The sequence below is a fragment of the Streptosporangium sp. NPDC049046 genome (assembly GCF_040649155.1).
Classification (GTDB): Bacteria; Actinomycetota; Actinomycetes; order Streptosporangiales; family Streptosporangiaceae; genus Streptosporangium.
This window is the reverse complement of sequence record NZ_JBEZEZ010000054.1, coordinates 1-26191: the sequence shown is the minus strand read 5'-3', so window position 1 is coordinate 26191 and position 26191 is coordinate 1. Positions and strand designations below refer to the sequence as shown.

Below are 26191 nucleotides of genomic sequence, written 5' to 3'. Positions count from 1 at the left end.
CGAGGACGACCACGGGGAGCGGTTCACCGATGGCGAACGAAGACAGGTTCCGCGAGTACCTCCGGCGCACCACGGCCGACCTGATGCGCACCCGCGCGGCACTGGAACGACTGGAGCAGGCCGCCCGCGAGCCGCTGGCGATCGTCTCCATGGCCTGCAGGTACCCCGGCGGCGTCCGGTCGCCGGAGGACCTGTGGCGACTGGTGGAGGCACGGACCGACGCGATCGGCCCGTTCCCGAATGACCGCGGCTGGCCGCTGGAGGAGCTGATCGACCCCGACCCGGACAGGGAGGGCACCAGCTACGCCGCTGAGGGCGGCTTCCTGTACTCCGCCGCCGACTTCGACCCCGAGCTGTTCGGCGTCAGCCCTCGCGAGGCGCTGACGATCGACCCGCAGCAGCGGCTGCTCCTGCAGACCGCCTGGGAGGTGTTCGAGCGCGCCGGGATGGACCCGCGCTCCCTGTCGGGGGAGCGGATCGGGGTGTTCGCCGGCGTCATGTACTCCGACTACGGTTCCCGCCACGTCCGCGCGCCCGAGGGTTTCGAGGGGTTCGTTGGCACGGGAAGCGCGGGAAGCATCGCCTCGGGCCGCGTCGCCTACACCTTCGGGTTGCAGGGACCCGCGGTCACCGTGGACACCGCGTGCTCGTCCTCGCTGGTGGCGCTGCACTACGCGGCGCAGGCGGTGCGCCGGGGAGACTGCGAGATGGCCGTCGCGGGCGGGAGCACGGTCATGGCCACCCCGGCGACGTTCGTCGAGTTCAGCCGCCAGCGCGGGCTCTCGCCCGACGGCCGCTGCAAGGCGTACGCCGCTTCGGCCGACGGCACCGGCTGGGCGGAAGGGGTCGGTCTGGTGCTCGTCGAGCGCCTCTCGGAGGCCAGGCGCAGGGGACACCCGATCGTCGCGGTGCTGCGCGGCAGCGCGGTCAACTCCGACGGCGCGAGCAGCCGGCTGTCGGCGCCCAACGGGGTGGCGCAGCGGCGGGTGATCCTCGCCGCGCTGGCCGACGCCGGTCTCGACCCCGCCGAGGTGGACGCCGTCGAGGGGCACGGCACCGGCACCGGCCTGGGCGACCCGATCGAGGCGGGCGCCCTCATGGAGACCTACGGCCGGGCACACCCGGCGACGGATCCGGTGTGGCTGGGCTCGCTCAAGTCCAACATCGGGCACACCCAGGCCGCGGCGGGCATCGGCGGTGTGATGAAGATGGCGATGGCGATGCGGCACGGGGTGCTCCCGGCGAGCCTGCACATCGACGAGCCGTCACCGCACGTCGACTGGGACGCCGGAGGGCTCGCCCCACTCACCGGAGCGAGGGCGTGGCCGAAGCGGGACCGCCCGCGCCGGGCCGGGGTCTCCTCGTTCGGGATCAGCGGCACGAACGCGCACGTCGTCATCGAGGAGCCCGCGGAGGAGCCCTCGGAGAAGTCACCCGAGGAGCGGTCCGGGGCGCCGGAATCCTCCCGGACGGGCGGCACCGGGGCTCCGGCGCCGGTGGTGTGGACGGTGTCCGGGCACACCGAGCAGGCGCTGCGTGACCAGATCGGCCGGCTGCGGGCACACCTGGCGGAGAATCCGGGCCTGTCCCCGGCCGACGTCGCCCACAGCCTCCGCACCGGGCGTGCCGACCTGTCCCACCGCGCGGTCGCCGTCGGTACCGACCTCGACCGGCTCGCCGGGGAACTGGCGCTGGTGGAACAAGGGCTTCCCTCCCGGCGCGCGGTGCGGGGCGAGGCGACGGTGAACGGGCGGCCGGTCTTCGTGTTCCCCGGCCAGGGGTCGCAGTGGGCCGGGATGGCCCGCGATCTCCTCGCCGCCTCAGAACCGTTCGGCGACGAGATGCGGCGGTGCGCCGAGGCACTGGCGCCGCACGTCGGCTGGGACCTGCTGGAGGTGGTGTCCTCCGGTGAGGAGACCCTGCTCGGCCGGGTCGACGTGGTGCAGCCCGCCCTGTTCTCGATGATGGTCTCGCTCGCCGCGGTGTGGCGTTCCCTCGGGGTGGAACCGGCCGCGGTGGTGGGACATTCGCAGGGTGAGATCGCCGCCGCCCATGTCGCGGGAGCCCTGGACCTGGCCGACGCGGCGGCGCTGGTGGCCCGGCGCAGCGCCGCCCTCGCGGACATCGCGGGGAGCGGGGCGATGGCGTCGATCGGCCTGCCCGCCGGAGAAGTACGTCGCCGGCTCGGCGGCCGCGACGAGATCGTCGTCGCCGCGGTCAACGGTCCGGACGCGACCGTGGTGTCCGGGGAGGCGGGCGCGGTGCGCGACCTCGTCGCCCGCTGCGAGGCCGAGGGGGTGCGGGCGCGGCTCGTCCCCGTCGACTACGCGTCCCACTCACCGGCCGTCGAAACGCTGCGGGAGCCCCTGCTCGCCCGGTTCGCCGGTCTCCGCCCGCGGACGTCCGCCGTCGGTTTCTTCTCCACGGTCACGGCCGCCGAGATCGACACGAGCGCGCTCGGTGCCGGGTACTGGTACGACAACCTTCGCCGGCCGGTTCGCCTGGCCGAGACCGTCACCGCGCTCCTGGAGGCGGGCCACCGGTGCTTCCTCGAGGTCAGCCCTCATCCGGTGCTCGTGGCTCCGCTGCGCGACACCTTCGACGAGGCCGGTGTGGAGGCGCACGCGCTGGCCACGCTCCGTCGCGGCGACGGAGGGCTGGAGCAGCTGCTCACCTCGGCAGGGAGCCTGTTCGCGGCCGGTCTCGACGTCGAGTGGGGGGCGGCCGCGCGGGGACGCCGCGTCGCCCTGCCCACCTACGCGTTCCAGGAACGACGATTCTGGCTCGACACCCGCACCGAGGGGACGCCGCTCTCGACCGGCCCCGCCGGGGCGGGGCACCCGCTCCTGGAGGTGGTCGTGGAGCCGGCGGACGGGCGGGCGGTGCTGTTCACCGGAGGTGTGCCCGGCGGGCCGGGCGGCTGGGCCCGCGAGCACCGGCTCGGAGAGCGTCCGGTGCTCGTCGGGAGCACGCTGGTCGAGCTGGCGCTCGCGGCAGGGGAGCGTCTCGGTCTGCCGAGGGTGGACGACATCGCACTCCTCGCCCCGGTGGACGTGCCGGACGGTCCCGTACAGGTCCAGGTGGAGGTGAACGCCGAGGACGGCGGCGCGGGTGCGACGTTCACGATCCACGCCCGGCCGGGAGGCGGGGACACCGGAGACGCCGGGAACACCGGAGACCCCGGAGGCGCTGTGGAGCCGTGGAGGTTGCACGCCTCGGGCTCGCTGAGCGCGGGCGACGCCGACGTCGCCGACATCGTGGCGCGGGCGGGGATCTCGGAGGCGTGGCCGCCTGCGGACGCCGAGCCCGTCGATGTGGACGCCGGCTACGCCCGCCTGGCCGACGCGGGTGTGCGCTACGGCCCCCGCCTGCGCCGCGTGGGTGCCGCCTGGCGTTCGGGTGGCGGCGTGTTCGCCGAGGTGAGCCCGCCGGACGGGGACGGAGGCCGGACCGGCGCGGGCGAGGAGGGATTCGTGCTCCATCCCGCTCTGCTGGACGGGATGGCGCAGGTGGCCTTCCTCGACCGGGCGGTCGCTGCCTCCGAGCGGGGGGAGCGGCCCGAGGCGGTCGTGCCGTTCAGCTGGACCGGCGTACGGTCGTACGCCGCCGCGACGGGTCCGGTGCGCGTCCGCCTGACCTGGACCGGGCCTGACGCCTTCTCGCTCGCCGCGTTCGACGCCACGGGCCGGACGGTGCTGAGCGTCGAGGAGGTGCGCGTCCGCCCGGCCGCCGAGAGGTCCGGCCAGGCGCAGGCCCCCGATCCCGTCTCCGTCCCCTGGGCGCGCCGCGCGGTGCGACGTTCTCGGGAAGGGCCAGGGTGGGCCGCTCCCGAGGACGCCGGGCCGGCGGACGTGCTGGCGGGGCTTTCCGGGAGCGAGCGGGAGGAGCGGGTGCTGGACATGGTCGGCCGGGCGGTCGCCGGCGTCCTCGGCTACGAATCCCCCCGGGACGTCCGCCCGGATCGGCCCTTCCGTGACCTCGGACTCGACTCCATGACGGGGGTGCGGCTCAGGGACCATCTGAGCCGCCTTCTGGGCCGCCGCCTGCCGAGCACGCTCGTGTTCGACCATCCGAGCCCGCGTGCCCTGGCCCGCCATCTGAGCCGCACCGCGCCGGAGGGCCCGTCCCGCGCCGTGGCCCGGCGCGGGCGGGCGGCCGAGGACCCCATCGTGATCGTCGCGATGGCCTGCCGCTACCCGGGTGGCGTCGGCACCCCCGAACAGCTGTGGGATCTCCTGGAGTCGGGCGGGGACGCGGTCGGGCCGTTTCCCGCCGACCGGGGCTGGGACCTGGGCGCCCTGTTCGACGACGACCCGGACAATCCGGGGACGTCCTACGCGCGCGACGGCGGGTTCCTCCACGAGGCCGCCGACTTCGACGCGGACTTCTTCGAGATGAATCCGCGCGAGGCCAAGGCCGCCGATCCGCAGCAGCGGCTGCTGCTGGAGACCTCGTGGGAGGCGTTCCAGCGCGCGGGCATCGACCCGGCCGGCCTGCGCGGCTCCCGGACCGGTGTCTACGTCGGCCTGATCTACACCGAGTACGGCGGCCGGGCGCAGGACGACCCGCGCGAGTACGGGGGGTATCTGGGCACCGGCAGCGCCGGGAGCGTGGCCTCGGGCCGGATCGCCTACACCTACGGCCTGCAGGGGCCCGCGATCACCGTGGACACGGCCTGCTCGTCCTCGCTGGTGGCGCTCCACCTGGCGGAGCGGGGGCTGCGCGACGGGGAGTGCGATCTCGCGCTGGTCGGCGGGGCCACGCTCATGGCGACACCCGCGACCTTCGTGGAGTTCAGCCGCCAGCGCGGGCTCTCACCCGACGGACGGTGCCGCGCGTTCGCCGACGCCGCCGACGGCACGGGCTTCAGCGAGGGCGTCGGGCTGCTGCTGGTGGAACGACTGTCGGACGCGCGGCGCAACGGGCATCCCGTGCTGGCCGTGCTCAAGGGGTCGGCGGTGAACCAGGACGGCGCCAGCAACGGGCTCACCGCGCCCAACGGACCCTCCCAGGAGCGGGTGATCGAGGAGGCCCTGCACGCCGCGCGCCTCTCACCGGCCGACGTGGACGCGGTGGAGGCGCACGGCACCGGCACCACCCTGGGCGACCCGGTGGAGGCGCGGGCGCTGCTCGCCACGTACGGGGCGGCGCGCGGGGACCGCCCGCCGCTCATGCTGGGCTCGCTCAAGTCCAACATCGGGCACACCCAGGCGGCGGCCGGCGTCGGCGGGATCATCAAGATGGTCATGGCGCTGGAGCACGGGACGCTGCCGCGCACGCTGCACGTCGACAGGCCGTCGCGCCACGTCGACTGGGAGCGGGGTGGTGTCGCGCTGCTCACCGAGAACACCCCTTGGCCCGCCGGGGAGCGTCCGCGGCGGTTCGGGGTCTCCGCCTTCGGCATGAGCGGGACCAACGCGCACGTCGTCATCGAGGAGCCGCCCGCGCCCGAGGCCGCTCCCGCACCGGAGCCTTTCGGCGGCCCGGTCCCGCTCGTCCTGTCGGCGAGGTCGGCGCGCGCGCTCGGAGGCGAGGCGCGGCGGCTGCGCGCCTACCTGGAGCGGAATCCGGGGGTCGCCCTCGCCGATGTCGCGGCGGCCCTGGTGACCACCAGGGCCGAGTTCGGCCACCGCGCGGTCGTCGTGGCCGGCGATCGCGAGGAGGCGCTGGCGGGGTTGTCCGCCGTCGCGGACGGTGCGCCGTCGGCGTCGGCGGTGAGCGGGTACGCCGGGGACTCGCGCCTGCCGGTCCTTGTCTACCCCGGCCAGGGTGCGCAGTGGGAGGGCATGGCCCGCGCGCTGCTCACCGAGTCGCCGGTCTTCGCCCGCAGGATAGGCGAATGTGCCGACGCCCTCGACCCGGTGACCGGGTGGTCGCTGCTGGACGCGCTGCGCGGCGGCGTCGGCCTGGGGCGGGTGGACGTGGTGCAGCCGGTCCTGTGGGCGGTGATGACCGGGCTCACCGCGCTCTGGGAGTCCTTCGGCGTACGGCCCGCCGCCGTCATCGGTCACTCGCAGGGCGAGATCGCCGCCGCGCTCGCCGCGGGCGCGCTGTCACTGGAGGAGTCGGCGGCGGTGGTGGCGTTGCGCAGCCGGGCCATCCGCAAGATCGCGGGCGGCGGGGCGATGCTGTCGGTCGCGGCCTCGCGGGAGCGGGTGCACGCGATCCTCGAGAATCTCGGACTCTCAGAGGATGCAGGGGGCACAGGGAACGCGGGGAACGCGGTGTCGGTCGCCGCGCTCAACGGACCGGCCTCGACCGTCGTCGCCGGCGAGGCCGGAGCGGTGCGCCGCGTGGAACGGGCACTGGAGGAGCTGGGCGTGCGGGTGCGGCCGGTGGACGTGGACTACGCCTCCCACTCGCCCCAGGTCGAGGCGCTCGAAGCCGAACTGCTGGAGATCCTGCCCTCGCCCGCGCCGGGCCGCGCGTTCACCGCCGGCGTCTTCTCCACCGTCACCGGCGCGGCGATCGAGCCGGGTGACGGCACCGGCTTCGGGAGCCCCGGCTACTGGTACCGCAATCTCCGCCGGCCGGTGCTGCTGCGGGCCGCGGTGGAGGCGGCGGCCGAGGCAGGGCACGAGGTGTTCGTCGAGGTGAGCCCGCACCCCGTCGTCGGGACGGGAGTCCAGGAGATCCTGGAGGCGCTCCCCGGGGTGGAACGGCCCGCCGTGCTGGGCACACTGCGCAGGGACGACGGGGGCATGGCACGGGTGCTGGTCTCGGTGGCCGAGGCCTGGGTGAACGGGGTCCGGGTCGACTGGCCGGGATATCTCGGCGAGCGCCGAGGGCGGGTGCCGGTCCTGCCGACCTACGCCTTCGACCGGCACCGGTACTGGCTGGACGCGCCGGTGCCCACCGCCGGGATCCCCGCGGGCGCGCGGCCGGTCACGCATCCGCTGCTGTCCACGGCCGTGCGCGCGGCGTCCGAGGACGGCCTGCTGCTTTTCGGCAGGCTCTCCCTGGACGACCAGCCGTGGCTGGGCGATCACGTGGTGGACGGCGCGGTCCTGGTCCCCGGCGCGGTCCTCGCCGAACTGGCGGGCCACGCGGGGGAGCTGGCCGGTGTCGCGCGGGTGGACGAGCTGACCCTCCGGCGCCCGCTGGTGCTCGACGACTCCGGCGCGGTCGAGATCCAGGTGACCGTGGGCCCGGCCGAGCGGGACGGTCTGCGCCCTGTCGGGGTTCACGCGCGACCGGCGGACACCGGTGACCCGCTGGGTGCGCCGTGGACGGTGTACGCCGCCGGCTCGCTCGCCCCGCTCCCCGCACCCGCCGCCCCGCCGGCTCGTGCCGAGTGGCCGCCATCCGGCGCGGTGCCCGTCGACGTTGGCGGGCTGTACGAGGACCTGGCCGCGAGGGGCTATCACTACGGCCCGGCCTTCCGCGGCCTGCGCGGCGCGTGGCGGTCGGGGGAGGAGGTCCTCGCGGAGGTGTTCCTGGAGGGCCCGCCCGGGTACCGCGTCGCGCCCACGCTGCTTGACGCCGCGCTGCACGCTGTCGGGCTCGCGGGCCTGTTCCCCGACGACGGCGCCGTACGGTTGCCCTTCGCCTGGCGCGGCCTCACCCGGTACGCCGCCGCGCCCTCGGCGGTACGGGTACGCGTACGCCGCACCGGAGAGGAGACGGTCGCGGTCGACCTGACCACGACCGAGGGCGACCCGGTGGCGGGCATCGAGGCGGTGACGTTCCGCGCGGCCGACCCGGCGGACCTCGCCGCGGCGGGCACGGAGGACCTGCTGTACGAACTCACCTGGGACCCTGTGCGCCCCGGCGCCGGTGTGCCGCGCGAACGCGTGCGAGTCCTCGGCGCTCCCGGAAACACCGGAAACACCGAGGAGACCGCGGATGCCGAGGAGACCGCCCACCCACGACTCGGCGCGGTGCTCGCGGCGCTGGACGCGGGAGAGCCCGCGCCCGAGGTGCTCGTCGTCTCGGCGGGCGAAGAGGCCGGGCCCGTACCGGAGGCGGTCCGAGCCGCCCTGCTGCGGGTGCTCGAAACGCTCCGGCGAGGGCTGGCCGACGACAGGCTGGCGGAAACGCTGTTCGTGGTGCGCACCTGCCGCGCCGTGGAGGCGGTTCCCGGCGAGCGCGCCGGCGCGCTCGCCGGCGCCGGAGTGTGGGGGCTGGTCCGCGGCGTGCAGGCCGAGGAGCCCGGCCGGGTGGTGATCGTGGACACCGAGACCGTCTCCACGCCGCTGTCGGAGGTCCTGGACGCCGTGGCGTCCGGCGAGCCGCAGATCGCGATCAGGGGCGGCGGGACACTGGTGCCCAGGCTCCGGCGACGCCGGCGCGACCCGGTACCGTCCGGCGCGGGCAACTGGCGGCTGGAGGCGGCCGAGAGCGGGGTGGCCGACGATCTGGCGTACCGGCCCGTCGAGGACAGGCCACTGGGCCGCGAGGAGGTCAGGGTCGCCGTCCGCGTCGCCGGCCTGAACTTCCGCGACGCGATGCTCACCCTGGGCATGTACCCGGGCGCGGCGGATCTGGGCACCGAGGGCGCCGGGGTGGTGCTCGCGGTCGGGGACGACGTGACCGGTATCGGTCCCGGCGACCGGGTGATGGGTCTCATCTCCGGGGGGATAGGGCCCGAGTCCGTCACCGACCACCGTCTGCTGGTACCGATCCCGCAGGGCATGTCGTTCGCCCAGGCGGCGACCGTGCCCGCGGTGTTCCTCACCGCCTACTACGCCCTGCGCGACCTGTCCGGCGCCCGCCGGGGGGAGTGGGTCCTGGTGCACTCCGCCGCGGGCGGCGTCGGCGGGGCGGCGATCCAGCTGGCGCGCCACTGGGGGCTGACCGTGTTCGGCACCGCGAGCCCCGCCAAGTGGCCCGCGCTCGAAGAGGCCGGACTGCCCCCCGGCAGGATCGCCGGCTCCCGGGACCTGGCGTTCGCCGGGGCGGTGCGGGAGGCGACCGGCGGGCGCGGCGTGGACATCGTGCTGAACTCGCTCGCCCGCGAGTTCGTGGACGCCTCACTCGAACTGCTCGCTCCCGGTGGGCGGTTCATCGAGATGGGCAAGACCGACGTACGAGACCCCGAGGAGGTCCGCGCCCGGCACGGTGTGCACTACCGGGCGTTCGACCTGGCCGAGGCGGGGCCGGACCGGATCGGCCGGATGCTCGCCGAGCTCGCGGACCTGTTCGAGAGCGGGATCCTCACGCCGCTCCCGGTCACCTCCTGGGACGCCGGGCGGGCGCCGGACGCCGTCCGCCATCTCGGACTCGCCCGGCACGTGGGCAAGGTGGCCCTCCGGATTCCGGAGCCGATCCGTGCCGACGGCACGGTCCTGGTCACCGGCGCGACCGGCGGTGTGGGCAGGCTTGTCGCGCTGCACCTGGCCAGGGAACACGGCGTCGGGCACCTGCTGCTGCTGAGCAGGCGGGGCGCCCTCGCGGAGGGCGCCGAACGGCTCCGTGCGGAACTCGGCGGGCTCGGCGTGAAGGTGACGATCGCCGCCGCGGACGTGGCGGACGCCGGCGCGCTGGCCCGCGTGCTCGCGGAGGTCCCCGACGAGCATCCCCTCACGGCCGTGGTGCACGCGGCCGGGGTCCTGGACGACGCGACGCTCGCCAACCTCGTCCCGGAACGGCTCGACGCGGTGCTGCGGCCCAAGGTGGACGGCGCCTGGAACCTGCACGAGCTCACCAGAGACCTCGACCTCGCCGCGTTCGTGCTGTTCTCCTCCGCCGCGGGGATCGTGGGCAGCGCCGGGCAGTCGGCCTACGCGGCGGCCAATGTCTTCCTCGACGCCCTCGCCGTGGCCAGGACCCGCGAAGGGCTCCCGGCCACCTCGATCGCCTGGGGACTGTGGCGGTCGGAGAGCACCATGACCGGCTCGCTCTCCGCCGTCGACCGGGCCAGGATGGCGCGGTCCGGGCTGCTGCCGCTGTCACCGGGACGCGGCCTGGCACTGCTGGACGCGGCGATGGCGGCGCCGGAGCCGACCCTGGCCGCGGTCCGGCTGAACCTCGCGAGGCTGGCGGGAGTCCCCGACCCGGCCCCGCCGCTGCGGTCCCTGGTGCGCGGCCGCGCACTTTCGGCGAAGGCCGACGGCTCCGGCGGGTCCGGCTCCGCCGAGCCCGCGCTGGCGCGGATGCTCGCCGACACCGAGCCGGCGCGCCGCGGGGAGCTGATGACCGAGACGGTCTTCCGGTATGTGGAGGCGGTGCTCGGGCGGGCTCCGGGGGAGGCGGCCGAGGAGGGCCGCAGCTTCAAGGAGCTCGGCTTCGACTCGCTGACCGCGGTCGAACTGCGCAACCGGCTCGGCAAGGCCACCGGGCTGCGGCTCCCGGCGACCATCGTGTTCGACCATCCGACCCCGGCCGCTCTCGCCGGCCACCTGCTCGGCCGGCTCGCCCCGGCCGAGCGGGAACCGGGCGTGCGAGAACCGGGCGCGGGGGCGGGCGAGGAGGTCCCGGCGACCGCCGAGGAGCTGTTCAGGTTCATCGACTCCGAGCTTCGATCCTAGGGATGGCGGGCGGTATGAGTGACGAGAAGAAGCTGGTCGAGTACCTCCAGTGGACGACCGGTGAGCTCGCCCGGGTGAAGAGGGAGCTGGCCGCGCTGTCGAACCCGGACCCGGTGGCCGTGGTCGCGATGGCCTGCCGCTACCCCGGCGGGGTGCGCTCGCCCGAGGACCTGTGGCGGGTGGTCGCCGACGGCGTCGACACCGTCGGCGAGCCGCCGCGGGACCGCGGCTGGGACGCGGCCCTGCGGGAGCGGGCGAGGGCCGGTGGCTTCCTGGACGACGCGGCCGGATTCGACGCCGCCTTCTTCGGGATCTCCCCCAGGGAGGCCGTGGCGATGGATCCGCAGCACCGGCAGCTGCTGGAGGTCTCCTGGGAGGCCCTGGAGCGCGCGGGGATCGTCCCGAGGTCACTGCGGGGCAGCCGGACCGGGGTGTTCACCGGGGTGATCTACCAGGACTACGCGCCCGCGATCGACGACGCGCCCCCCGAGCTCGACGGCTACCTCATGACCGGCAACGCGGCGAGTGTGGCGTCCGGGCGGGTGGCGTACACCTTCGGCTTCGAGGGGCCCGCGCTCAGCGTCGACACCGCCTGCTCGTCCTCGCTCGTGGCGATCCACCTCGCCGCCGACTCGCTGCGCCGCTCCGAGTGCGACCTCGCGCTCGCCGGAGGGGTGACGGTGATGGCCACCCCCCGGGTCTTCGTGGAGTTCGGGCTCCAGGGCGGGCTCGCCGCGGACGGCCGCTGCAAGGCGTTCGCCGACGCGGCCGACGGCACCGGCTTCGGCGAGGGCGTGGGGGTGCTGGTGCTGGAGCGGCTCGGGGACGCCCTGCGCAACGGGCACCCGGTCCTGGCGGTGATCCGCGGCTCGGCGATCAACTCCGACGGGGCGAGCAACGGGCTCACCGCGCCGAGCGGGACCGCCCAGGAGAAGGTGATCGAGGCGGCCCTGCGCGGCGCGGGGCTGTCGCCGGCCGAGGTGGACGCGGTCGAGGCGCACGGGACCGGCACCGCGCTCGGGGACCCGATCGAGGCGGGCGCCCTGATCGCGGCCTACGGCACCGCGAGGCGACGACCGCTGTGGCTGGGTTCGGTCAAGTCGAACCTGGGGCACACGCAGGCCGCGGCGGGAGTCGCCGGTGTGATCAAGATGGTGCAGGCGCTGCGGCACGGCGTGCTGCCCGCGACGCTGCACGTGGCCGATCGGTCCACCCTGGTCGACTGGGACGACGGCGGGGTGGCACCGCTGGAGCGCGCCCTTCCCTGGCCGCGCGGCGACCGTCCGCGCAGGGCGGGTGTCTCCTCGTTCGGGATCAGCGGGACCAACGCGCACCTGCTCGTCGAGGAGGCGCCGGTGGCCGAAGGGGAGTCACCGGCCGCAGGGGCCGAGGCAGGGAACCCGCCGGTGGCCGTCCCCTGGCTCCTTTCCGGCAAGACGCCCGAGGCGGTGCGGGCACAGGCCGCCCGGCTGGGTGACCTCCTGCGCTCAGGAAGGGAGACCGATCTCGCCGCCGTGGCCCGCACCCTGGCGGGACGGCGCTCGGAGTTCAGGTACCGGGCGGTGGCGCTCGGCTCCGGCGCCGCCGAGCTCATCCGCGAACTGGACGCGCTCGCCGGGCCGTCCAGCCCGATCGTCACGGCGGGTGCGGCGCCGAAGGTGGCGTTCGTGTTCAGCGGCCAGGGGACCCAGCGGGCGCGGATGGGACGCGAGCTGTACGAGAGGTTCCCGGTCTACGCCGAGGCGTTCGACGCCGCCTGCGCCGCACTGGACCTGGCCAGACGGGTCCACCACGCCGAAGGCCCGCCCCTGGGTGAGGTGGTGTCCGCCGCGGCCGACGGCCCGCTGGGAGGGCTGCTGCGGCGCACGGAGTTCGCCCAGCCCGCGCTGTTCGCCACCCAGCTCGCGCTCTGCCGGCTCGCCGAGCACCTGGGCCTGGTCGCCCACGCGCTGCTCGGCCACTCCGTCGGGGAGCTCACCGCGGCACACGTCGCCGGGGCGCTCTCGCTGGAGCAGGCCGCGCGCCTGGTCGTGGTACGGGCACTGGCGATGCAGTCCGCGCCGGAAGGCGGGGGCATGGTGTCACTGCGGGCCCCCGAGGCGGAGGTGCGGGCATCCCTGGCCGAGCTGGACGGACGGGTGTCCGTGGCGGCGGTCAACGGGCCGAGGTCGACCGTGGTCTCCGGCGACGCGGACGCGGTGCGGGGACTGGCCGCCCGATGGCGCTCCCGTGGGGTGCGTACGAAGGCGCTCGCGGTCGGCCATGCCTTCCACTCGCCGCACATGGACCCCGCGCTGCCGCGGCTGGTGGAGGCGGCGGCGGGACTGGACGTCGGCGAACCCGCGACCCCCCTGGTCTCCAACACCACGGGCCTGGTGGCGACGCGGGACGAGCTGGCCGCGCCGGACTACTGGGCCGCCCAGGTGCGCGGCACGGTCCGTTTCCACGACGGCGTGCTCACCCTGCGGGGCCTGGGCGTCGACACCTTCGTCGAGATCGGTCCCGACACCACGATGACCGGCATGATCGCGGACTGCCTGGCAGGGGAGCGGGACGGCGTGTCGGCGATCCCGCTGGTGCGAGACCCCGCAGCGGAGGCCCGGTCGGTGTTGCGCGGTGTCGCGCAGGCCCACGCGCGCGGCGTGCGGATCGACTGGGAGAAGGTGCTCGGCGAGGGGCCGGTCGCCGATCCGGCCACCGTGCCGACCTACCCGTTCCGGCACGAACGCTACTGGCTCATCCCGCCGAGAAGACACGGACGGGACCTGCCACCGTACGAGCCGCACGAGCCGACGACGGCACCGGCCGCACCGTCGCCGGTGCCGTCGTCCGGCCTGCCCGAGGGCGAGCGCCACGACCTCCTGACGTCGCTGGTGCTGACGGCGGTGGCCGACGCGCTCGGGCACTCCCACGGCGCGATCGGCCCGGCGGACGACCTGACCCAGATCGGCATCACCTCCTTCGGCGCGCTGGAGATCGCCGCCAGGCTCTCCAGGGAGATCGGCGTCGACGTGCGGGTGGGGCTGGTGCTCGACCATGGCACCGCCCGCGAACTCGCGTTCCGGCTGGAGGAACTGCTCGGCCCGCAAAACGCGCCGGCACTGCTGGAGAAGCGATGACCTCCACGAGCGCCGAGGCGCGCGCGTGCCTGCGCTCGCTGCACCGCGAGGGGGCGCTCGCGGCGCGCTACGACGAGGTCGCGGCACTGCTGGCCGCGATGGACGAGGAGGACGCCGCCCGGTCGGCGCGGCTGCTGGAGCGGGTCGACGTGGAGGCCGCCCGCGAACACCATCCGGGGCTTCCGCTCGCGGCCGTGACCGTCACCGGACACGGCACGCTCGGTGCGCTGCGCACCGCGCTCACCGGCGAGCTGGCCCGCCACGGATATCTGCCGGACGTCCGGCTCGCCGACTTCGGCTCGTACGCGTTCGAGCTGGGCGATCCCGGCAGTGCCCTGTACGCCGGACGGCCCGACGTGACCGTCTGCGTACTCGACCACGCGGCCGTGTTCGACGAGGTCGGCGTGCCGTTCACGGTGGACGACGTGGAGCGCGTGCTGGAGGAGAAGCTGGCGCTGTGGCGGCGGCTGGCGGCGCGGTTCGGTGAGAGCGGGTCCGGCGCGCTCGTGTTCAACACCGTCCCGCTGCCCCGGGTGTGGCAGGCGCAGTTGCTGGACCATCCGTCCAGGGCGCGGCTCGGCGCGGTCTGGCGGCGGGCCAACGCCGAGCTGCTGGCGTTCGGCGAGTCGGTGGAGCCGGTCGTGGTGATGGACCTCGACCCGCTGCTGACGGCGCCGATCGAGCTGTCCGATCCGCGGTTCGAGGTCTACGCGCGGGCGCACCTGTCGGACGCCCTGCTCGGCGCGTACGCCCGTGAACTGGCCCACCTGGTGCGGGCCCGGACCGGGCGTGCCAGGAAGGTGCTCGCCGTCGACCTCGACCAGACGCTGTGGGGCGGAGTCCTCGGCGACGACGGGGTGGAGGGCATCGAGGTGGCCCACGGACGGCGAGGCGAGGCCTTCCAGCGGTTCCAGAAGGTGGTGGCGCAGCTGCAGTCGCAGGGTGTCCTGCTGGCCGCGGTGAGCAAGAACGACCAGGAGACCGTGCTCGCCGCGCTGCGGGAACACCCCGACATGGTGGTGCGCGAGGACGCCTTCGTCCGCATTCTCGCCAACTGGCGGCCGAAACCGGCCAACCTGCGCGTCCTGGCGCGGGAGCTGAACCTGGGCGGGGACAGCGTGGTGTTCGCCGACGACAGCGTCCACGAGTGCGCCGCGGTCGCGGCGGAGCTGCCGGAGACGGCGGTGATCCACCTGGACGGCGACCCGGCGCTGCACGTGACGCGGCTGCTGGCCGACGGCTGGTTCACCGTGAACGAGGTGACCACGGAGGACCGCGTCCGGACGCGGCGCTACCACGAGGAGGCGGCGCGCTCGGAGTTCCTGTTCGCGGCGGGGTCGGCCGAGGAGTTCCTGAGCGGGCTGGGGGTGTCCGTACGGCTGGCGCCCGCCACCGGCGCCGACGTCGCGCGGCTGTCGCAGATCACCTTGCGCACCAACCAGTTCAACCTCACCACCGAGCGCCTCTCCCCGGAGGCGGTGCGTGAGCGGGCGGAGCGGCCAGGGGCGCGGGTGCTGACGCTGTCGGCGGCCGACCGGTTCGGGAGCAACGGGATCGTCGGAGCGGTCTTCCTGCGGGCGCTGCCGGAGGGGTTGCTGATCGAGAACCTCCTGCTGAGCTGCCGGGTGTTCGCCCGGGGGATCGAGCAGGCGTGCCTGGCCGCGGTGCTCGGCCAGGCACGCGCCGCGGGTTTTCCGGCCGTGCACGGTGACTACGTGGCGAGCGCGAGGAACGCGAAGGTCGCGGACTTCTACCCGCACTACGGGTTCACCGCGACGGAGGTGACGCCGCGGCGGTCGCGGTACGCGCACGACCTCGGCGAGATCGTCGGCGTGCCCGGCCATCTCACGCTGGAGGTCGCGGGCCGGGTGGTGCCGGCCCCGGCCGGTCCCGCGGAGGCGGCGTTGACAAGCTGAGGCATCCTCGATTTAACTTGCGGACATAACATGAGGAAGCCTCCGTATATGTGTGAACGGGATGAGGGAGAGGGCATTGCCTGAGGGAATCGCGGTCTCGGTGCACGACACCGCGCCGGTCTGGCGAGGTGACACGGCGGGTGACGCGCTGCGCCGTTCGATCGATCTGGCCAAGGCCGTGGAGGCACTCGGTTACCGGCGTTACTGGGTGGCCGAACACCACAACACGCCGGCGCTGGCGGCGTCGAGCCCCGCGGTGCTCGCCGGGCCCATCCTGGAGGCGACCTCCAGCATCCGGGTCGGCTCGGGCGCGGTGCTGCTGCCGAACCACTCGCCCCTGGTGGTCGCCGAGCAGTTCGGAGTCCTGGCCGGCCTCTATCCGGGCCGGGTCGACCTGGGGCTCGGGCGCGCCCCGGGCGGCTCCGGCGAGATCACGGCCCGCATCGGCGACCCGCGCCGACTGGACTTCGGCGACGCGCTGCACGAGCTGCGCGAGTACTTCGCCGGAGGCAGCGGCGGCGTGCGGGCGATCCCGGAGCCGGCGATCGCGCCCGAGCTGTGGATGGTCGGCTCCAGCACCGGCAGCGCCGCCTACGCGGGCAGGGCGGGCCTGCCCTACGTCTACGCGCACGCGATCGTGGGGGGCGGCGCCCCCGAGGCGCTCGACGCCTACCGCCGGGCCTTCCGGCCCTCGCCGTGGTTGTCCGAGCCGCACGCGTGCGTGGCGGTGATCGTCGTCGCCGCCGACACCGACGAGCGGGCCCACCGGCTGGCCGCCTCCTTCGTGTTCGGCCAGATCCTGATGCGCACCGTGGATCCGGGCACCGTGCTGCCCACCGAGGAGGAGACCGCGGCGCACACGTTCACCCCGCAGGAGGAGCGCTTCCTGCGGGACCGGATCGACCCGCAGTTCGTCGGCTCCCCGGAACGGATCACCCCCCGCCTGACCGAGCTGCTGCGCCAGACCCGCGCCGACGAGCTGTTTGTGCTCACCCAGGTGCCCGACCACGCCGCCCGGATCCGCTCGTACGAGTTGCTCGCCAAGATCGTCTCATCCCTGTAGGCCGCACGGGCCGGTGCGCCCGAGCACCGGCCACAGCTCTCCTCAGCCCGCGTTCAGCCCGGCTTTAGAACCGCCGAGCACTGTGTGTCTGTCCAGCCGGAGAACGACCTCCGGCGCACCCCGGCGTTCGAACGATGAGGATGAGGATGGCTGCTGCTACGAGGTCCCGGTCACGCAGGCCCGCCACCATGGCGGGGGCCGCCACGTTGATGCTGGCACTGGCCACCGCGTGTTCCTCCGGCGCGGACGGCGCCACGACAGGGGAGGGGAGCGCCGCCGCGCAGCCCAGGAGCGGCGGCACGCTGCGCCTGGCCGTCGAGAAGGAACCCGAGTGCCTGGACCCGCACCAGAGCCCCACCGAGTCGGCCAGGGCCCTCACCCGGCCGATCCTGGACTCGCTGGTCCACCAGGACGCGCAGGGAGCCATCGGTCCCTGGCTGGCCACGCGCTGGGAGGTCTCGCCGGACCGGCTCACCTACACCTTCGACCTCCGTCAGGGCGTGACGTTCACCGACGGGGAGAGGTTCGACGCCCAGGCGGTGGTCGCCAACCTCGACCACGTGGTGGCTCCGGAGACGAAGTCGCTGCTCGCCGGAAGCCTGCTCGCGGCCTACCGGTCGGCCAAGGCCGTCGGCCCCTCCACGGTCGAGGTCAGGCTCAAGCGGCCCGACTCGGGATTCCTCGCCGCGCTGGCCCTGCCCAACCTGGGCATCCAGTCCCCGCCCACCCTCAAGGGCTCCCCCTCCGCGCTGTGCGCGAAGATCGTCGGAACCGGCCCGTTCCGCAGTGACACGGGGCTCGTGCCGCAGAAGGGCATCGACTACGTCAGGAACCCCTCCTACGACTGGGCGCCGGAACCGCGTCGCGGCCCGGCACGGCTGGAGCGGATCGAGGTCAAGGTCGTGCCGGACAACGCCGCCCGGCTGGGCGCGCTCACCAGCGGCCAGGTCGACGCGGTCACCGGCCTGTCGCCGACGAGCCTCAACACGCTCAAGAGCACGCCCGGGTTCACCCTGCACTCGACGCCGTTCCCCGGGATCAACTACAGCTACTGGCCCAACACCGCGAGCGGCCCGCTCAGCGACGTCAACGTGCGCAAGGCGCTGCGTACCGGCATCGACTGGGGGCAGATCGTGAAGAACGTCTACTTCGGCGTGTACGAAGGCGCCCAGGGGGTGCTCTCGTCCGGCACACCGGGCTACGACGGCTCGCTCGCCCCGGCCTACGCCCACGACCCGGCCGAGGCGGAGCGGCTGCTCGACCAGGCCGGCTGGACCGGGCGCGACGCGGCCGGGTACCGCACGAAGAACGGCAAACGTCTCACCCTGCGCCACATGTGGTCCGACGGGTCCGTGGCCAACCTCGCCACGCAGATCCAGTCCGCGGCGAAGGGACTCGGCGTCGAACTGGTCGAGGAGAACCTCGACGGCGGGACCTTCGTCAAGCGTCTGCTGGACGGTGACTACGAACTGATCGACACCAGCTTCTCCGCGCCTGGGCCGGACGTGTTGCGCGTCCTGTTCGGCGCCGACAACATCCCCACGCCCAAGCGCGGGATCAGCAACAACATGGCACGCTACGACAACCCGGAGGTGGAGGCAGGCTTCCGGCGCGCGCTCGGCGCCGAGAACCAGGCCGAGCAGCACCGCGCCTACGCCGAGGTGCAGAAGCGCATCACCGAGGACGCCGCGGTCCTGCCGATCTACTCGCCCCTGTCCACGGTGACCGTACGCGAGGGCGTCCGGGAGGTCGGCTTCAACGCCGACGGCACCCCCGACCTGTACGGCGCATGGCTCGCGTCCTGAACGTGCCCGCCGCCGAGGCGGCGGACGCGGAGCCCTCACGCCGTAGAAGCGGGGCGGCGCGTCTCGTGCTGGTGCGCGTGGCCGCCTCGGTGGCCGTGCTGTGGGGAGCGGTCACGGCGACGTTCCTGCTGCTGCGGGTGATGCCGGGCGGCACCGCCGACGTGCTGCTCGCCCGCTCCGCCGTCACCCCGGAGGTGCGCGAGCGGATCATCGCCGAGTACCGGCTCGACGATCCGCTCGTGGCGCAGTACCTCGCCTACCTCACCAGGATCGCACGGGGGGAGTTCGGCGAGTCGTACGTGCTGCGCAGGCCGGTGTGGGACGCGATCGGATCCCAGCTCCCCGACACCCTGCTGCTGGTCCTGGCGACCCTGCTGGTCACGCTGGTCGCCTCCGTCCTGCTCGCCGTGGTGAGCGCGAACCGCCGGCGGTGGGTGCGTTCGTCGTTCTCCGCGACCGAGTCGCTGGTGGTGGCGCTGCCGCCCTTCTGGCTCGGGCTGCTGCTGCTGACGGTGTTCTCCTTCAACCTGCACTGGTTCCCGGCCATCGGCTCCTCCTCCCTGTCCGGCCTCGTGCTGCCGACCGCCGCGCTGGCCGCGGGGCCGGTCGCGGTGATGACGGGGGTGCTGCGCGACGGGTTGCTGCGCGCGCTGGAGGACCCGTTCGTGGTGACCGCCCGCTCGCGGGGCATCGGCGAGCTCGCGCTGCGCCTGCGGCACGTGCTGCGGCACGCGCTGCTGCCCGCCACCACGCTCCTGGGCTGGATCGCCGGCTCGCTCATCGGAGGCGCGGTGATCATCGAAATCGTCTTCTCCCGGCAGGGGATCGGACGGCTGGTGCTGTTCGCGGTGGAGAACAAGGACATGCCCGTGGTGATCGCGATCGTGCTGCTCACCGCGGTCGTGTTCGTGCTGGTCAACATCGTGGTCGACATCCTGGTCCGGGTGATCGACCCCAGGACGCGAGAGGCGGGGAGCCGGCCGTGACCAAGAGCTTCTGGCCGGGGGCGATCGTGCTGGCACTGCTGGCCGCGATGGCGCTCTTCCCGTCGCTGTTCACCGGGACGGACCCCGACGCGGCCGACCTGAACGCGACGCTGCGGCCGCCCGACGGCACGCACTGGCTCGGCACCGACCAGAACGGCAGGGACCTGTACGCCAGGATCGTTCACGGCGCCGGCCCCTCCCTGCTGATAGGCGCCGGCGCGGTCGGGCTCGCGCTGGCCGCGGGCGTCCTGGTCGGGGTCGCCGCCGCGCAGCTCGGCCGGACCATGGACCAGGTGCTCAGCAGATCGCTCGACGTGATCCTCTCCGTCCCCGGCCTGCTGCTGGTGTTCCTGGTCGTCGCGGTGCTGGGGCCCGGCGGCGGCCCGGCCAGCGTGGGCCTGGCGGTGATCTCCCTGCCGGGCTTCGCCCGGGTGACACGCGCGGAGGTGATCAGGCTGCGCACAGCGCACTACGTCGAGGCGGCCCACGGGTTCGGCTGGTCACGCGCCCAGGTGGTCCTGCGGCACATCCTGCCCAACGCGCTCGGTCCGGTCATGGTGCTGGCGACGGTGACCCTGGGAGCGATGATCGTGGCGGGCTCCTCGCTGAGCTTCGTGGGCCTGGGCCCCCAGCCGCCGACCGCCGAATGGGGCGCGATGCTCGCCGACAGCCAGGAGTTCCTCGCGATCGCCTGGTGGCCGGCGGCGTTCCCCGGAGCCGCCATCACGATCGCGGTCCTGTCCATCACCGTCGTCGGCGGGCACCTGCGGCAGCGGATCGAACGGGGGCGGACATGAGCCCGGTATCCGGCGACACGACGGACACGAGCCCGGCGCCCGGGGACACGGGGGACACGAGGGAACTGCTGCGCGTCCGGGACCTCACCGTCGGCTTCTCGACGGGCCGCGGGCACGTCGACGCGGTGCGGGGCGTGTCCTTCCGCATCGACCGCGGGCAGGTGGTGGCGATCGTCGGTGAGTCCGGCTCAGGCAAGAGCGTCACCGCGCGCAGCCTGGTGGGTCTGGCCGGCGACGGCGCCGACGTGCGGGCGGAAGAGCTCGTGTTCGACGGGCTCGACCTGCGCCGGGTGCGGGGCCGGGGCTGGCGTGCGCTGCGCGGGCGACGCGTCGGCTTCGTCCTGCAGGACGCCCTGGGCTCCCTCGACCCGCTGCGCCGCGTCGGCGCCGAGGTGGCGGAACCCCTGCGCGAGCACCGGACCGTGCCCTCGGGCGAGATCGGCGACGAGGTCGTACGGCTGCTCGACTCGGTGGGCGTCCCCCTGCCGGAGAGCCGGGCACGGCAGTACCCGCACGAGATGTCGGGCGGGCTGCGGCAACGCGCCCTGATCGCCTCGGCCCTGGCCGCGCGGCCCGACCTGCTGATCGCCGACGAGCCGACGACGGCGCTGGACGCGACGGTGCAGAGGCAGGTGCTCGCGCTGTTGCGCGAGCGCGCGGGCGACGGCACGGCGATCCTGCTCATCAGCCATGACCTCGGCGTCGTCGCGGAGATCGCCGACCACGTGTACGTGATGAAGGACGGGCGGTTCGTCGAGGACGGCCCGACGCGCGAGATGCTCCAGGCGCCCTCCCACCCCTACACCAGGACCCTGGTCGCCGCCGCGCTCGGGCAGGGACGGGGCCTGGCGCGGGGCGCGGGCGTCGCGTCGGCCGACCCCGATCCGCGTCCCGGTCCCGGACGGGTGGTGCTGAGCGCCGAAGGGCTGGTCAAGAGGTACAGGCTGCCGGGCAAGGGCGCGTTCACCGCGGTGGACGAGGTGTCGGTCGAGGTACGGGCCGGTGAGACGCTCGGCATCGTCGGAGAGTCTGGGTCGGGGAAGACGACCGTGGGCCGGCTGCTGCTGGGCCTGGCCGCGCCGGACGCCGGCCGGGTCGAGGTGAACGGGCGGACCTGGAGCGAACTGCGCGGCCCCGAACGGCGGGCGGCCCGCCGCCGGATCCAGATGATCTACCAGCACCCGCTCGCCTCCTTCGATCCCCGCTACACCGCGAGGCGGCTTCTGGAGGAGCCCCTGCGCGCGCAGGGCACCCCCGGCGCCGAACGCGCACGACGGGTGGCGGAACTCCTGGAGCACGTGGGCCTGGACGAGGAGGTGCTCGGCCGGCGGGCACGTGAGCTGTCCGGAGGCCAGCGGCAGCGCCTCGCGATCGCGCGGGCACTCGCCCCGCGACCGGATGTCATCATCTGCGACGAACCGGTCTCGGCCTTGGACGCGGTGATCCAGGCGCAGGTGCTCGACGTCCTGACCGACGTTCAGGAAAGGCTCGGAGTGGCCTACGTATTCATTTCCCACGACCTGGGTGTCGTCCACAGGATCAGTCACGAAGTGGCGGTCATGAAAGACGGAAAAGTGGTCGAGTCCGGCGACATAAGAAAAGTATTCGAAGCTCCGGAGCATCAATACACAAAGACCCTCCTGGAAGCGGTTCCCCGGCTTCACCGGGCCGCTCGGGGCAGCGCATAAGCAATTCTTAACCAACGCTGAACCGGCCTTGCCCAATATTTCGTTCCTGCCTAATGTCGTTGTCGTCGCACGGCACCGGCGGCGCCCTTTTCTTGTCTCGCCGAAGGATGAAGGAAATGACGGAAGCTCCGCCGTATCCGCAGAAACGCACCTGCCCGTACGAGCCGCCGCCCGGATATCGGGAGATCGGTGAGCGGGGGCCGGTGCTCAAGGTGACGCTCTTCGACGGCCGCGAGGCGTGGATGGTGACGGGGTACCGGGAGTCGCGGGAGATCCTCACCCACCCGAACCTGTCCTCGCAGCGCACCCACCCCGGGTTCCCCATCGTCGCCCCCCGCTTCCGCTCGCAGATCGCCCGCACCCTCGCGCTCATCGCGATGGATCCGCCCGTCCACGACATCTACCGGCGCTACCTCAACCCGCACTTCAGCCTCAAGACGGTTCGCGGAATGCGTCCCCAGCTTGAGGAGATCGTGTCCGGATACATCGACGAGATCATCGACCACGGCCCTCCCGCCGACCTGGTGCCGCTGCTCGCGGTGCCGCTCCCGTCCCTGGTGATCTGCCGGCATCTCGGCGTCCCCTACACCGACCACGACTTCTTCCAGGACGCCAGCGGCAAGGTGATGCTGGGCACCGAGCAGGAGTCGGCGACGGCGGCCCAGGACCTGGTCGACTACATCGACCGGCTGGTGGCCGCACAGATCAAGGAACCCACCGACGGCCTGCTCGGCACGCTGGTGAGGGAGCGGGTCATCCCCGGCGACGTCGGGCACGACGAGCTGGTCTCGATCGCGCTGGTGCTCCTGATCGCCGCTCACGAGACGACCTCCTCCTCTCTCGCCCTGGGCGTCATCACGCTGCTGGAGCACCCGGACCAGCTGGCGCTGGTGCTTCAGGACCCCTCCCGCCTGCCCGGCGCGATCGAGGAACTCCTGCGCTACATCGCGACCACGGACCTCGTCGCGACCAGGGTCGCCAAGGGGGACATCGAGATCGCGGGCCATCTCATCCGGGAGGGGGAGGGGGTGCTCGTCTCGGGCACCCTGGCCAACCGGGACGAGCAGGTGCACCGGCGGGCCCACGAGTTCGACGTCCTGCGCAAGGACACCCACCACCTCACCTTCGGGTTCGGCATCCACCAGTGCCTCGGCCAGAACCTGGCCCGGCTCGAACTGGAGGTCGCCCTGCACCAGCTACTCACCCGGATCCCGGGGATACGGCTGGCCGTACCCGTGGACGAACTACCCATCCTCGGCGCGGGCACCGTGCAGCGGGTGCTCCAGCTGCCGGTCGAATGGTGACGCCGGATGTGGGTGCGGGCGGATCGGGAGCGCTGCATCAGTGGCGGGCGCTGCATGGCCGCCACCTCCGAGGTCTTCGATCAGGACGATGACGGCCTGGTCGTCGTGCTCACCCCGCGGCCCGAGCCGCAGCAGGAGGAACGGGTCCGCAGGGCCGCCTTCCTCTGCCCGGCGCAGGCCATCCGGATCAGCGAGAAATCACCGGGGGACTGACCTCCCCACAGGTTCGGGCCGGCCCCGTACAAAGGCCGGCCGAAGAAAGCAGAAAAGATGACTCATTCGACGCACCCGTCGAAGGAGGCCGCGCGGCTCCCCTCGCTCACCGGGTTGAGATTCGTGGCGGCGTTCCTGGTGTTCGTGTGCCACGCCTGTGTCCTGGGTTTCTTCCACCGGGAGACCGCGGCCTCCCTGCAGACCTTCGCCTTCGCCTCGGGCTGGCTCGGTGTGGAGTTCTTCTTCGTGCTGAGCGGGTTCGTGCTGACCTGGTCGGTGCGGGAGGGACAGTCCAGGACGAGCTTCTGGCGCCGGCGCCTGGTCAAGGTCTACCCGGTCCACGTGGTGACCTGGCTGGCCGCGCTCGGCCTGGCCGTGTGGGCGGGCCAGGCCGTGGACCTGCCCAAGCTGCTGCCGAGCCTGCTGCTCGTGCACACCTGGTATCCCCGGATGGACGTGATCATCACGATCAACGTCGTCACCTGGTCCCTCGCCTGCGACCTGCTCTTCTATCTGGCCTTCCCCTTCCTGCACGCGCTCGTCCGCAGGATCTCCGCCAGGCGGCTGTGGTGGGCGGCCGGCGCCGTCGCCACCGTGATCGCACTGCTGCCCGCCGTCGCCCTCCTCGCCCTGCCGGGGACACCCCGGCTTCCCGGCCAGGACATGTCGTTCGTGCAGAACTGGTTCCTGGTCTCCTTCCCGCCGATCAGGGCGCTGGACTTCGTCCTCGGCATCATCATGGCCCGCATCGTGCTGACGGGCCGGCGGGTCCCGCTGGGCGTGGGCCGGGCGCTGCTGGTCCTGGCAGTGGGGTTCGCCCTGCAGATGTACCTGTGGCCGAGCGTCTACGGGCTCACCGCGACGATCGCGCTGCCGCTGGCGCTGCTGATCGCGGCCGTGGCCGCCGCGGACGAGCGAGGCGCCCCCACGCCGTTTCGCGGCCGGATCCTGCGCTGGCTGGGCGGGGTCTCGTACGCCTCCTACCTGGCGCACTTCCTGGTCCTGCACTTCGGGCACCTCGCGATCGGCGCGGAGCGGACATGGGACGTGCCGGCCGCCCTCGGCGTCATCGCGGTTCTGTTCGGGGTCACCACGGCGGCGGCGTGGGCACTGAACCGCCTCGTCGAGGAACCCGCCATGCGCGCGTGGGCACAGCCGCGCCCCCACCCCCTGTCGCCCGGCGGCGCGCTACGACCGGAGACCCCCGCCCCGGAACCGGCGAGCTGACCGCCCCCTCACACCCGCGACGACGGACGGAAAAAACGACAGGAGGCACCACATCGTGAACACTCCCATCCCGGCCGAGGACGAGCGGCTCTTCGCCTACCCCCAGGACCGGAGCTGCCCCTGGCAACCCTCCCCTGGATACCGGGGACTGGGGGAGCAGGGGCCGCTGCACCGGGTACGGCTGTGGGACGGCAAGTCCATCTGGATGGTGACCGGGCACGCGCAGGCACGGCGGTTGCTCGCCGACCCGCGCATGTCGGCCGACCGTTCCCGCGACGACTTCCCCGCGGTCCTGCCCCGGCTGGACGCCCCCATCTTCAAGCCCATCGCCATCATCGGGTTCGACCCGCCCGTGCACGACATCCACCGCCGCCTGCTCGCCCCCGACTTCAGCCTCAAGCAGGTGCGCGCTCTGCGCGCGAGCGTCGAGGAGCTTGCGGGCAGGCTGGTGGACGAACTGCTCCGTAAGGGGCCGCCCGCGGAGTTGGTCGAGGACTACGCGCTGCCGATCCCGTCCATGGTGATCTCGGAGCTGCTCGGCGTGCCGTACGACGACCACGCGTTCTTCGAGGCGATGACGAACGGGCTGCTCCAGGCCAAGAGCGCGCAGGACGCCGAGGCGGCGGGCCAGGCGCTCTGGGACTACCTGGACGGGCTGATCACCACCAAGGAACGTGAGCCCGGTGGGGCGGGGGTGCTGAGCAGACTGGTGGGTCAGGTCGACGAGGACGGCGACCTGACCCGGGAGGACCTGGTGCGCATCGCGCTGGCGCTGCTGATCGGAGGGCACGACACGACGTCCCAGATGATCGCGCTCGGGGTGGTCACCCTGCTGGAACACCCGGACCAGCTGGCGGCGCTGCGCGCGGACCCGGGCGTGCTGCCCGCCGCGGTGGACGAGTTGCTGCGGATGGTGTCGGTGACGGACGTCTCGGGAGTGCGGGTGGCGACCGAGGACATCGAGATCGACGGACACGTCATCCGGGCCGGAGAAGGGGTCCTGGTCTCCTCCTCGATGACCAACCGCGACCCCGCGGTCTTCTCCGAACCGTACCGGTTCGACATCCGCCGCGCCGGCGGGCACAACGCCGCCTCCGGCCGCCACCACCTCACGTTCGGGTTCGGCATCCACCAGTGCCTCGGCCAGAACCTGGCGCGGATGGAGCTGGAGGTCGCGTTCTCCGTCCTCTTCGACCGGATCCCGGACCTGCGGCTCGCCGTGCCGCTGGACAGGCTGCCCACGCGCGGCGGCGGCACGATGCAGGGCGTGCACACCCTGCCCGTCGAGTGGTGAGAGGAGAAACATGAAGGTGACCGCCGACCGGCGTCGCTGTATGGCCGCCGGCCACTGCGCGATCAGCGCGCCCGCGGTGTTCGACCACGGAGAGGACGGCCTGGTCGTCGTCCTGGACGCGGATCCGGGGGAGGACGCCCGGGAGGCCGTGGAGACGGCCGAGGACCTGTGCCCGTCCCGGGCGATCGCCGTCGCGCCCGCGGGCGCCGAGCGGATACCGAGCGGGTGACGCCGGGATCGGTGCGCCGGTGTGGGGCGGGGGGGGGACGGCGCGGCGGGCGCACGCCCCCACCCCGCCCGCACCCCCACC

The 26191-nt window shown here is 73.6% G+C and carries 13 protein-coding genes; all 13 read left to right on the top strand.

Annotated features, from left to right (window positions below; genetic code table 11):
* The first annotated feature begins 29 nt into the window (after window positions 1-29).
* The 13 genes from AB0B96_RS39385 (at window position 30) to AB0B96_RS39325 (ending at window position 26110) form a co-directional block, all read left to right on the top strand.
* The gene (locus tag AB0B96_RS39385) at window positions 30-10469 is read left to right on the top strand and encodes an SDR family NAD(P)-dependent oxidoreductase (protein WP_362907228.1); all 10440 of its coding nucleotides are present in this window, start codon (window positions 30-32) and stop codon (window positions 10467-10469) included.
* A gap of 14 nt (window positions 10470-10483) precedes the next feature.
* Window positions 10484-13588, top strand: a complete 3105-nt coding sequence (locus AB0B96_RS39380) for a beta-ketoacyl synthase N-terminal-like domain-containing protein (protein ID WP_362907226.1) — start codon at window positions 10484-10486, stop codon at window positions 13586-13588.
* A complete protein-coding gene (locus AB0B96_RS39375; RefSeq protein ID WP_362907224.1) occupies window positions 13585-15504 on the top strand; it encodes an HAD-IIIC family phosphatase in 1920 nt (639 codons plus the stop codon). Before AB0B96_RS39380 ends, AB0B96_RS39375 begins: the two co-directional genes overlap by 4 nt.
* A 76-nt stretch (window positions 15505-15580) precedes the next feature.
* Window positions 15581-16567 carry an LLM class flavin-dependent oxidoreductase gene (locus AB0B96_RS39370; RefSeq protein WP_362907222.1) on the top strand — a complete coding sequence of 329 codons (987 nt, stop codon included), beginning with the start codon at window positions 15581-15583 and terminating at the stop codon, window positions 16565-16567.
* A gap of 146 nt (window positions 16568-16713) precedes the next feature.
* Entirely contained in the window at window positions 16714-18372 is a 1659-nt protein-coding gene (locus AB0B96_RS39365) for an ABC transporter substrate-binding protein (RefSeq protein WP_362907220.1), read from the top strand.
* Complete coding sequence (locus AB0B96_RS39360; protein ID WP_350950130.1) at window positions 18357-19358, top strand: ABC transporter permease; 1002 nt, start codon at window positions 18357-18359, stop codon at window positions 19356-19358. Before AB0B96_RS39365 ends, AB0B96_RS39360 begins: the two co-directional genes overlap by 16 nt.
* A complete protein-coding gene (locus AB0B96_RS39355; protein WP_362907217.1) occupies window positions 19355-20155 on the top strand; it encodes an ABC transporter permease in 801 nt (266 codons plus the stop codon). The genes AB0B96_RS39360 and AB0B96_RS39355 overlap by 4 nt, the downstream gene beginning before the upstream one ends.
* Window positions 20152-21843, top strand: coding sequence for an ABC transporter ATP-binding protein (locus tag AB0B96_RS39350; protein ID WP_362907215.1), 1692 nt, complete (start codon window positions 20152-20154; stop codon window positions 21841-21843). Before AB0B96_RS39355 ends, AB0B96_RS39350 begins: the two co-directional genes overlap by 4 nt.
* Before the next feature lie 116 nt (window positions 21844-21959).
* Window positions 21960-23147 carry a cytochrome P450 gene (locus tag AB0B96_RS39345; RefSeq protein WP_362907213.1) on the top strand — a complete coding sequence of 396 codons (1188 nt, stop codon included), beginning with the start codon at window positions 21960-21962 and terminating at the stop codon, window positions 23145-23147.
* Between the two features lie 6 nt (window positions 23148-23153).
* The gene (locus AB0B96_RS39340) at window positions 23154-23360 is read left to right on the top strand and encodes a ferredoxin (RefSeq protein ID WP_350950126.1); all 207 of its coding nucleotides are present in this window, start codon (window positions 23154-23156) and stop codon (window positions 23358-23360) included.
* A gap of 57 nt (window positions 23361-23417) precedes the next feature.
* The gene (locus tag AB0B96_RS39335; protein WP_362907211.1) at window positions 23418-24587 is read left to right on the top strand and encodes an acyltransferase; all 1170 of its coding nucleotides are present in this window, start codon (window positions 23418-23420) and stop codon (window positions 24585-24587) included.
* A gap of 55 nt (window positions 24588-24642) precedes the next feature.
* Complete coding sequence (locus tag AB0B96_RS39330; protein ID WP_362907209.1) at window positions 24643-25881, top strand: cytochrome P450; 1239 nt, start codon at window positions 24643-24645, stop codon at window positions 25879-25881.
* A 10-nt stretch (window positions 25882-25891) separates the two neighbouring features.
* Window positions 25892-26110 carry a ferredoxin gene (locus tag AB0B96_RS39325; protein ID WP_350950123.1) on the top strand — a complete coding sequence of 73 codons (219 nt, stop codon included), beginning with the start codon at window positions 25892-25894 and terminating at the stop codon, window positions 26108-26110.
* Window positions 26111-26191: the final 81 nt, after the last annotated feature.